At 67.8% G+C, this 10,525-nt stretch carries 9 protein-coding genes and 1 pseudogene; 4 read left to right on the top strand and 6 right to left on the bottom strand.

Going from position 1 to position 10,525, the window contains the following annotated elements:
• The 5 genes from EB084_11750 to EB084_11730 form a co-directional block, all read right to left on the bottom strand.
• Window positions 1–542, bottom strand: a 542-nt coding sequence (locus tag EB084_11750) for an alpha-galactosidase (protein NDD28928.1), incomplete at its 3' end; no start/stop codon positions are given.
• A gap of 2 nt (window positions 543–544) precedes the next feature.
• A complete protein-coding gene (locus tag EB084_11745) occupies window positions 545–2,515 on the bottom strand; it encodes a beta-galactosidase (protein NDD28927.1) in 1,971 nt (656 codons plus the stop codon).
• A gap of 6 nt (window positions 2,516–2,521) precedes the next feature.
• Complete coding sequence (locus EB084_11740) at window positions 2,522–3,340, bottom strand: carbohydrate ABC transporter permease (protein ID NDD28926.1); 819 nt, start codon at window positions 3,338–3,340, stop codon at window positions 2,522–2,524.
• A complete protein-coding gene (locus EB084_11735; GenBank protein NDD28925.1) occupies window positions 3,337–4,191 on the bottom strand; it encodes a sugar ABC transporter permease in 855 nt (284 codons plus the stop codon). Before EB084_11735 ends, EB084_11740 begins: the two co-directional genes overlap by 4 nt.
• Complete coding sequence (locus EB084_11730) at window positions 4,188–5,483, bottom strand: extracellular solute-binding protein (GenBank protein NDD28924.1); 1,296 nt, start codon at window positions 5,481–5,483, stop codon at window positions 4,188–4,190. Before EB084_11730 ends, EB084_11735 begins: the two co-directional genes overlap by 4 nt.
• Before the next feature lie 80 nt (window positions 5,484–5,563).
• Between EB084_11730 and EB084_11725 the strand changes: the two genes are divergently transcribed.
• Entirely contained in the window at window positions 5,564–6,157 is a 594-nt protein-coding gene (locus EB084_11725; GenBank protein ID NDD28923.1) for a PilZ domain-containing protein, read from the top strand.
• A gap of 142 nt (window positions 6,158–6,299) precedes the next feature.
• Window positions 6,300–7,250 (top strand): hypothetical protein, encoded by a 951-nt coding sequence (locus EB084_11720; protein NDD28922.1) that lies wholly within the window; start codon window positions 6,300–6,302, stop codon window positions 7,248–7,250.
• 28 nt (window positions 7,251–7,278) lie between these two features.
• Here EB084_11720 and EB084_11715 read toward each other — a convergent pair whose 3' ends face one another.
• Window positions 7,279–8,280 carry a hypothetical protein gene (locus EB084_11715; protein NDD28921.1) on the bottom strand — a complete coding sequence of 334 codons (1,002 nt, stop codon included), beginning with the start codon at window positions 8,278–8,280 and terminating at the stop codon, window positions 7,279–7,281.
• A 303-nt stretch (window positions 8,281–8,583) separates the two neighbouring features.
• Here EB084_11715 and EB084_11710 point away from each other — a divergent pair.
• Window positions 8,584–9,596 (top strand): annotated as a pseudogene (locus tag EB084_11710) (gfo/Idh/MocA family oxidoreductase).
• Window positions 9,593–10,525, top strand: a 933-nt coding sequence (locus EB084_11705; protein NDD28920.1) for a hypothetical protein, incomplete at its 3' end; no start/stop codon positions are given. The pseudogene EB084_11710 and the gene EB084_11705, both read left to right, overlap by 4 nt.

Here is a 10,525-nt window from a genome sequence, read left to right as displayed (position 1 = left end):
CCGTCGTCGACCTGGAACACGTCGACCGGCACGTCGCGCAGGCCGTCGAGAACCTCGAGCAGGCGCGTCTCACCGATGTCGGCGTACCACGCATACCAGCTGCACCACACCGACCCGCACCGACGGCTTCCGCGTCCCAGGCGTTCGCCCAGCGCCTGGGCGTAGGCCTCGAACACCGCGACCTCATCTCCGCGGGCGACGAGCCACGCTACAGCCTCGCCCTCACAAGTGCCCCGCAGCCCCGCCGGGTCGGCCTCGACACGCCCGCCCAGGCCCAGTGCGCCCAGCAGCACAACGCTGCCATCCACCCCGCGCAGCGCGCCGACCCCGCTCGAACCGTGCAGGGGTCGCTCTGCGTGCACCGGGTCATCGGCCTGGGGGCGACGCCACGCCGGTTGCACCGGCCGAGGGGCGTCGCGCCGATCGACCCAGCCGGCCGGGCTCCACGAATGCCAGCCGTGACGATAGAAGTAGACCGCGCTCGCGTCGACAGCCACCTCCGCGTCTCCCGGCCCAAGGACCTCGCACGAGACGGCGGGCACGCTCACGCCTCCACCCAGGCGGCCACATCGCAAGGCGCGAGAGACGCACCGCCCAGCACGAACCGCGCCCCCTGCGGGGCCGGCGTCACTGTCTCGTGGGCAGCGTAGCTGAACGCAAACGTCACGTCACCGCGACGACGCACCCGTACCTCCTCAGAGAGGCGCAGCGTGGGCACGCCAGCCTGCGCGCACACCTCGCCGAGATAGTCGATGAGGAACGCCTCGTCGGGCCAGAACCCGATGTAGTGCACGTTGCCGTCGCAGTAGACCGCGCCGCGCCCGTCGTCAAAGCGGGCCCGCGGCGAGAGACGAGATTCGATGTGCTCCACCCAGCGCGTGGCGGGGTAGACCCGGCCTTCATGCATCACCATGTCGACCAGCCCAGGACGCAGGCTCTCGACACGGTTCACCCGGATGGGGAGCAGACCATTCGGTGGCATCGCGGCGGGAATCGTGAGTGTTCCGGTCTTGCTGAACGTGCGCGGGCCCACCACCACCACCGCCCCAGACGAACGCCACCGCTGCGCGGTCTCGGGGCGGGCCACGACCACCGACGGGGCCACCACGAGCCGATAGCCTTCGACCGAGGCATCGGCCCGCACGATGTCGACATCGAGACCGAGTCGACGAAGCGCCGTGTACCACGTGAAGGCCAGCGCGGTGTAGGCGCAGTCGCGCCCCTGCGGCTGGATGCGAAAGATCCAGTCGCTCTCGATGTCGAAGACCAGGGCCACCGTTGTGGCGCGGCGGCCCTCACCGAGTGCATCGCCCGCAGTCTCTCGCGCGGACGACGAGAGGGCCAGGGCCTTCAGCTCGGCCCCCACCTGGGTGGCCTCGACGAACGCCACGTCTTCGGTCGAGTCTGGCCGCAGCAGGCCGGCGTGCATCTGCTCCTGCGCAAAGGGGGCTTGCCGCCAGCGGAAGTACGAGACCGTCTCGGCCCCGTGGGCCAGCGCCTCGTGGGTCCACAGGCGAATCATGCCGGGGGCGGGCGATGGGTTCCAGGGCGCCCAGTTCACCGGCCCCGGCTGCTGCTCCATGACCCAGAAGCGGCCGCGACCCGCGCCGCGGTACCAGTCATGCTGAAACGCCGCCACGTCCGGATGCGCGGTGCGCGCCCAGCGGGTTCGCTCGATCTCATCGAAGGCCGTGAACGTATCGGTGAATCCGAGCGGGTAGCAGTCGTGCGACGCGAAGTCGAGATCACGGCTGATCTCAGATGGATCGTAGTCAGTGAAGAAGCCCATGAAGTTGTGAGTGATGAAGCGCCCCGGCGCGTGTCGGCGGATGATCTCGACCTGCATCCGGTTGTAGCGCGCCACCTGCTCGGCCGCGAAGCGCCAGTAGTCGAGCACCTGTGACGGGTTGGGTTCGGTGACGCTCCCCACGGGCAGCTCGACGGCCTCGAACGCGGCGTACTCCTGGCTCCAGAACACCGTTCCCCACGCGGCATTGAGCGTGCCGACATCGCCGTGTCGCGCCGCGAGCCAGGCGCGGAAGGCCTCGGCGCAGCGCGCGCACGCACAGCGCACCGTGTCGTGGCAGCCGAACTCGTTGTCGGTCTGCCACCCCCCCACCGCGGGGTGATCTCCATATCGCTGCGCGAGAGCAGTGACGATGCGACGGCTCTCCTCGCGATAGACCGGGCTCGAGAAGCAGTAGTGGCGACGCGATCCGAAGCCGCGCACCCGCCCGTCGAGCCCCACCGGCAGAACCTCCGGATGACGATCGATGAGCCACTTCGGCGGCGTAGCCGTGGGGGTGCCCAGCACCACCCGCAGCCCCTGCGCACCGAGGGTGTCGAGGGCTTCGTCGAGCCAGGCGTAGTCGTAGCGGCCTGGTGATGGCTCGAGACGGCTCCAGGCAAACTCGCCCACCCTCACCCAGGTGAGACCGAGGTCGCGCATGCGACGCGCATCGTCAGCCCACTGCGATGACGGCCAGTGCTCGGGATAGTAGCAGACGCCCAGCATGTGTTGTCAGTCCTTCACGGCGCCGGCGCTGATGCCGGCGAGAAAGTGTCGCTGCAGGAGCATGAACAGCACGAGCAGCGGGGTGGTCATGACGAGGGCACCGGCCATGATGGCGCCCCACGATACCCGGGTGAGGCCGATGAGCGTGCCCAGCGCCACCGGCGCGGTGTACATCTCCTTCTCGTTGAGCACGAGAAGAGGCCAGAGATAATCGTTCCACGACGCGAGGAAGAGAATGAGACCCAGCGCCGCCAGTGACGGGCGCACCAGCGGCAGGGCGACGCGGAAGAAGATGCGCGTCTCTCCCGCGCCATCGACCCGTGCCGCGTCGAGCAGCGCCGGATGCAGGCTGAGGAAGGTCTGGCGCATGAAGAAGACCCCCAGCGAGCTGGCCAGCGCCGGGACGATGATCGCCGCCCACGTGTTGGTGAGGTGCAGATCGCGCGCGACGAGGATGTACTGGGGGATGGCCAGCACGAACCACGGCACCGTGAGGGTGGCGAGCACCCCCGCGAAGAGCAGGCCGTTTCCCCGAAATCGGTAGCAGGCAAAGGCGTAGCCCGCCATGCTCGTCACCAGCAGCGCCAGTGCGGTGTAGATCACCGAGACCGCAACGCTGTTGAAGAAGGCGCGCGCAAAATCGGTATCGGCCTGCAGCGCGCGCAGATTCGCCATGAGATCGCCCCCAGGCAGCAGGCGGGCCGTGCTGCTGAAGATGGCGGTGTCGGGAAGCGTGGCGTACACCGCCATGAGCCACAGCGGCGCGAGCCAGAGCAGCGCCCAGGGCACCATCACGAGGTGCAGCTTGAGATTGCTCTTCCTCATGGCTCGCTCCTCAGCCAGCGCGCCTGCAACGCCGAGAAGATGGCGGCAAGGGCCGCCACCGCGTACGCCACGGTGGAGGCGTAGCCGAAGTTGTAGCTGCGAAAGCCCTGCTTGTAGAGGTACACGCCCAGCGTGGTGGTGGCGTTGCCCGGCCCGCCCTGGGTGATGAGAAAGGGCTCGGTGAACAGCTGCAGCGTGCCGATGATGCTGAGCACGGCGCAGAACACCAGCACCGGCCGCAACCCCGCCAGCGTGATGTAGCGCAGCTGCTGCCACGATGACGCGCCATCGATGCGCGCCGCCTCGTACAGCTCGGGCGCAATGCCCTGGAGCCCCGCCATGATGATGACCGCGTTGTATCCGGTCCAGCGCCAGGTGAGTGCGGCGATGATGGCAATCATGGCGGGCACCGGCTGGTTGAGCCAGTCGACCGCGCCTGCACCCACGGCGCGCAGCGCGGCGTTCACCACGCCGAAGTCGGTGTTGAGCATGAGGCGGAACACCGCCGAGTAGGCCACCGCGCCCACGACCACGGGCGCGAAGAAGGCGAAGCGGAACAGCGCCTTGGCCCGTAGCGCCGGCGAATCGAGCGCAATGGCGAGGGCGGTGGCGAGCACAAGCATCAAAGGTACCTGCGCGATCAAGATGAACGCCGTGTTCGCCAGCGCCTTGAGAAAGAAGGGATCGTGGGGCAGACGCCCCCAGTTCAGCCCCGGGTGCCACGTCCACGGCCAGCCCCGGGTGTCGAGGAACGAGACGTAGAACGAGTAGGCGATGGGCCAGGCCCAGAACACGGCGAACACGGCGCCGAAGGGAGCGAGGAAGCGCCAGGGGGCGCGGGCGTCGGTCACGGCGCCACCCCCACGGCGGGCTCGGCCAGCGGAAGCCCGGTCGAGGCCGAGATCTGGCGGGCGGCGTGCTCGAGGGCCGCCTGCGCGGTGGGATGCTTGCCGGCGATGTAGTCGGCCTGGGCCACGATCATGATCTGGCGCGCCTCTTCGAAGAATGCGGTGCTGCGGGACGGCGCGATCTCGGGCAAGGTCTCGAGTACGAGGCGCCAGATGGCCTGTCCGCCCCAGAAGGGCTGGGGCTTGCTCACATAGGGGTCGCTCAGCGACGGCAGATACGACGGCACGAGCCCCTCGTGCTCGAGCATGGCGACGCTCGATGGGGTGCGCGCGAGGGCGTGCTCGATGAACGCCCAGGCGAGCTTCGGGTTGCGGCTCGACGAGGGAATGGCCAGCGCCGAGCCACCGAGGTTGGCCGCACGCTTGCCGCCAGGGCGCTGCGCGGGCATGCGATAGACCCCCCAGCTCCCCGACTGCTCGGGAACCGTGCCGCGAACCGTGCCCTCGTACCAGGCCCCGAACATGGCGCCGGCTACGGTCGACCCGTGAATCGACTGCAGCTGCTCGTTCCACCCGCCCACCGACATGACGCCCGCGTCGACCAGGCGCTTCACGGTCTCGAGGGCCTTCACACAGGGGGGATGGTGAATGGTCACACGCGTTCCGCTGTCGTCGAAGTAGCCGCCGCCATTCTGGTTGGCGAGCATGCGGAACCACTCATCGTCCTGTCCGGAGGCGATGGTGGCCATGCGCACCTTGCCGCCCGTGGCCGCCAGCAGACGCTGTCCCGCAGCGATGAAGTCGTCCCAGGTGCGGATGCGCTCCGGATCGATGCTCGCCTTCGCGTAGAGGTCGCGACGGTAGAACATGACGACCGGGCCGGAATCCCAGGGCAGGGCGTAGATCTTTGGGCCCACCGTCAGCTCGGTCCACTTGAAGGCCGGGTAGTCGGCGCGCATGCGGTCGGCGCCCAGCGGGCCCAGATCGGTGAAGCACGACGCGAAGCGGCTCCAGAAGAGCTCGGCAAAGCAGTTCTGCACGCAGTACACATCCGGCAGATCGACGCCGCCGATGGCGCACCCCGCAACCCCGCGATCGAAGACCGGCTGGTTGCCGAGATCGATGACCTGCACCGTGACCCCCGGATGGGCGGCGACGAACGAAGGAACCTGCTCCTGCAGGGCTTTTGCGGCGATGTCCCAGCTCCAGACGACCACGTCGGCGCGGGGCTTTCTCGCACACGCCGTTGAGGCCAGCAGCAGCGCAGCGGTCAGGCAGAGCGCGAGACTCCGCAGCCATCGGCGGGGCTTTGGGCGAGGAGGCCTGCTCTGCCCACGCACGGCGCACGAGGCGGCGCCGCGACTGTCTTTGGTTGATGAGACCTGGGGTGGAAGATGCCGGGGGAAGGAGAACGCTCTCACGGTGGGCGACGCTGAAAACCCTGGTTCTGCAGGCTCGCCCCCCCCCTGTGCTCGAGGGGGGAGGCGGCGGGCTCGAACTGTACGCGACCTTCGTCCACAACTCCTGGAAGGCCGAGCTGCAAATCTCGCATTGGCTCGGCTCTCACCTGTCAGAAGCGAAACGCCAGGGGAGGACCAACCGCATGTTCAGCTTTCTTCGCAGCATCTTCTCGTCGAACCGTCGGAAGGCGCGCCGCTACGCGGACGGCGTTCGGGTGGTGATCGAGACGGGAGAGCGCCAGTTCGATGGCCACATGCTCGACGTCAGCGCAACCGGTGCGCGCATCTCGACCCACGAGGCGCTGCGCGTGGGCTCGGCCTTCGTGGTGCGCACCGCCTGGAGCAACGGCTGCGCCCACCTCTCGTTCGTGGTGAAGCGCGCCGAGCGCCGCGGTCAGACGTGGACCTACGGAGCCGTGCCCAACCCCAACTACCGCCTCTCCCGTTCGCTGCTCACACGCTACGTGGGCCGCTGGATGCCACGGTCTTCCGCCGCCTTCGTGGCCTGAGTCGAACCTCTGCACGTCTCTTCTGGCTCGGCCCCCGCGCGACGCAGAGCCGCGCTCACGACCGCCGTCTGACGCGCTGTTAACGTTTCGTTCACGCTCCTCGACCTCTCCCCGTGCTATGGTGTAAGCACGAGGAAGGTGGATGCGCATGCACATCGGGACGCGTGGGTACAACAACCTGATGGCACGGCCGTCGTGGTCGCCAGACGGCAGCCGCTTCGTGGCCGAGACAGGCACCCAGAGCTATGTGGTGCACCGCGACGACGGCACGCGCGAGCACATCGGCCCGCCCCACGGGTACACCACCGGCGCAGCGTTCAGCCCGGACGGCACACAGCTCTCGTTCAGTGCGTTCGCCGTGCCCCCCGGACAGAGCAGCCCCGAATGGGCGCTGTACGTGAGCGACAATCGCGGCATGAACCCCCGCCTGGTGAGTCACGATGACGGGTGGAACTCCACCTGGTCGCCCGACGGTAAGAAGGTCGCGTTCCTCAACGGCAGAGGCGAGAAGTACCTCCTCTCTGTCGTCAACGCCGACGGCACGGGGCAGCGCCAGCTCTCAGACGACTGGTTCACCAACCGTCCTTCCTGGACGCCAGACAGCACTTCGGTGGTCTACGACTGCGGGCTGCTCGGGCGGCGAAAGCTGTACGTCACCAACGCCGAAGACGCCACGACCCACCGGCTCCGCAGCTTCCGCGGCGGCTTCGAGACCAACCCCGCCGTGTCGCCCGATGGCAGATCGGTGGTGTTCGAGCACCACTACCGCCAGAACGGTCAGGCGGACCTGGCGGTGATGTCGCTCGACGGCACGCAGCGGCCGGTGCTGCTCACCCACGCAGACGGGCGAGAGATGGACCCCATGTGGTCACCCGACGGCTCGCGCATCGCATTCGAGGGTGAGGTCGAGGGCGAGACCGAGCTCTTCGTCATGAACGCCGATGGCACAGATATGTCGCAGGTCACGCAGTTCGACGGCCTCGACAAGCATGCCCCATCGTGGTCTCCCGATGGTCGCGCCCTCGCCTACCTCACCATCGACGCGGCGCGCCGCACCGACTGCGGCGTTGTGGAGCTGCCCGGGAAGGCCTGATCGTCGAGAGCTTGGGTCGAGCCGCCTCTCACAGCAGACGCGCGCGGATGACCTCCACCACCCCGTCGATGAGCGTGGCGGTGACATCGGCCGCGACCTCAACGCCTTGTCGCACCGTGTTGGCGCTTGCGGCCGTTCCCTCCGCCGCCGCAAACCATGTTCGGAACGGCTCGATCTCGCGTACCGGGCCGACGCCGCTCGACGCGACCAGCCGCAGGGAGAGGAGCCTCGCTTCTTCACGCGTAGCGGGCGGCGGCGCGTTGCTCAATGCACCGCACAGCCAGGCGAAGTAACGCCCCGGGGCCGTGGTGTCGAAATCGAGCACCGCGCCGTAGAGCATCCACGAGAACCCGAGGAACGGGAGCATTGCGAGGCCCCACACCAGGAATCCGAACGATGTGGGCACACCGTGATCAGCGATGCGGCGAGAGGCCCACACCAGAGGGAGGGAGAGAAGGGAGAGCTCCCCCACGAGAAAGATGGCAGCGAGCACGCGAACGATGCCCGGCTCCTGCTTGAAACCGCTCCGCTGGGTGATTCGCACCAGATAGGGATGCATCTCCTCTGCGGCCCGACGGGCCGCGGCGAGGACCTCGGTGCGCGGATGCGTGCCGGGCGACAGCTGCTGGCGGAAGCGCTCCAGCCAGGGCGCCTCGTGCCCCGCGTCGGTGACACACCCGCCCTCAGGAACCGGTGCCAGCCACCCCTCGACCAGCGCGCCTGCCACAAGCAGCTCCGGAACGCCGTCGAAAGCGTCGCGCTGAAAGGCGACGCCAGGGAGCAGAGACAACGCGGGAAGGTCGCCCTCCGCCAGTCTTCCCGCCCCCACCGCCGCGCTCCCGACGGTCTCACGCTGCCGCTCGAGGCGCGCACTGACGGCCGACAGCAGGTACGAGAGCGCGAGATTGCCTCCCAGGTACACGACCAGGTAGACCGCCAGGAACTTCCACGTCGGCTCGATGTCGAGCAGCCCGAGAGGCATGTCAGACCCCTTCCGATCCCGTGAGACGTCTTCGCCCTGCGCAGGCATCGGGGAGACGTGCGTTCTCGCTCCCCGAAGTTCAGGTTTGCGCAGCCGGCCCTCCCCTCCTCCCCCCTGTGCACAAGCCGGCCACAGCCGTGCGCTCGCGCGTGCGTCACACGAAGCAGGCGCGCCACTGCGCCATACCAGACACGAAGCCACAAGAGGGTTCGAGCGCCCCAGACAGAATCAACCAGACCCACGCCGAACACACGACGCCCAGGAGGCGCGGCCACAACCGTCGCGCCGATCAATATGTGGGTGCCAGAAGCTCTCGCGTCGCGGCGTAGATGCCTGCCAGAAAGAACGTGCATGATCAGATTTGGGGTCATCGGATTCGGATACTGGGGCCCGAACGTCGTGCGCAACCTCCGCGAGACGCCTGGCGCGCGCGTGGTGGCGGTAAGCGACAGGCAAGAGGTGCGCCAGGCGGAGGCGCGTGCCCGCTATCCTGACATCGAGGTCTTTGGTGAGGCCCAGGCGCTGCTCGAGACCCCCCAGATCGACGCCGTGGTGATCGCGGCCCCGCTGAGAACGCACAACGACATCGCCACGCGCTGCCTGGCGGCGGGCAAGCACATGCTTATCGAGAAACCCATGTGCGCCAGCGCGGCCGAGGCCTTGCGGCTGACGCAGGAGGCCAGCCACCGCGGGCTCACAATCATGGTCGGTCACACCTACTGCTACACCGGCGCCGTGCGCAAGATCAAGGCGCTCATCGATGACAGCCACCTCGGCGAGCAGCTCTACTCCTACGACTCGGTGCGCGCAAATCTCGGGCGGTTCCAAAGCGACGTCAACGTGATCTCCGATCTGGCCGTGCACGACATCGCGATCCTCGATCACCTGCTCGGACGAATGCCATCGGCGGCGATGGGTTCACCGCCCACATCCACGTGAGCTGGCTCGCTCCCGAGAAGATTCGCCGCACCGTTGTGTGCGGCAGTCGCCGCTTGCTCGTCTATGACGACATGGCGCCCGTCGAGAAGCTCCGCATCCACGACACCCGCGTCGAGATGCGCGCATCCACGGATCCGGCTGAAGAGCAGGGCTGCGTGGCCGACTATCACGTCGGCGAGGTCGTCACCCCACATCTAGACCCGGCGGAAGCACTCGGGGTAGAGCTGCGACACTTCGTCGACTGCATCGCCGAGAAGAAGCGCCCGCTCACCGATGGATACAGCGGGGTGCGCGTCATGCAGGTCATCGAGGCCGCCCAGATCGCACTGCGCGAGCAGCGAACCGTCTCGCTGAACGAGGGACTGCCCGAGCGCGCCGTGAGCCTGGAGACGCGCCTGCCCGACATTCCCATCATCTGTCGATGAGCCGCGTCGCCGTTCTCTACGTCTACCACGACCGACCTGCCATGTGCGCGTCGCGCGTGCGCCTGCTGCGCGCGCTCAACCCAGGGGTGCGGCTGTACGGCATCTGCTGCGGCCGACCCGAGCGGCGCGGAGAGTTCGTCGAGGTCGAACAGGCCCTCGACGACACGTGGACCTGCGAGATGGGCGACGGGGCCTGGCGCTGGCGCCACATGGACAAGGTCATCGCGCGCTGGTACACGGTGCGTGGCAAGCACCTCCCGTGGGACGTCATGTTCGAGCACCAGGCCGATCTGCTGCTGGCGGCGCCCCTGCAGACCTATACCGATCACATCACGACCCCCCACGACGTCCTCTTCCACCGAACCCCGCTGTCCCACGCGGAGCTGCTGCGCGCGAACTGGCAGTGGATGACCGAAGAGGTCGACGAGCTGCGCGCGTTCCTCCGCTGGCTGCGCGAGAGATACGGCCATGATGGCGCATTCTGCGGGCAGAGCGTGTTCTTCACCATCTTCACGCGCGCCTACGTCGAAGAGTTCGCCGCCATGATCGAGGGCGTGCCCGGGGTCATGGAGTATCGTGCCCCCTCGCTCGCACGTGCGTCCGGCTACCGGCTGGTTCGCTATGATGCGCCGCAGGCCGACGTGGCCTGCATGTCGTTCGCCGATGACGGGAATCTGTCGCGCGAGCGCGTGCTGAGCGAGATCGCGACCGCAGGAGGCGCGCGCATGTTCCATCGCGTGTTCGAGACCATCGGTCTAGCGCGCGGAGAAACGAGGGCCACGACGATGCATCCCGACATCACGTCGTGTCACGACTTTGAACATCTCATCGAGACTCTTTCTTCCGCACGCAATGATATGGAAGACGCCGCCATCGCGCTTCAACCCGAAATCGCGCATGTGCTCTCGGCGGTGAAGACCCTGCCCGGT

It is taken from the genome of Pseudomonadota bacterium (assembly GCA_010028905.1).
GTDB lineage: Bacteria > Vulcanimicrobiota > Xenobia > RGZZ01 > RGZZ01 > RGZZ01.
This window is presented reverse-complemented; position numbering and strand designations above follow the sequence as displayed.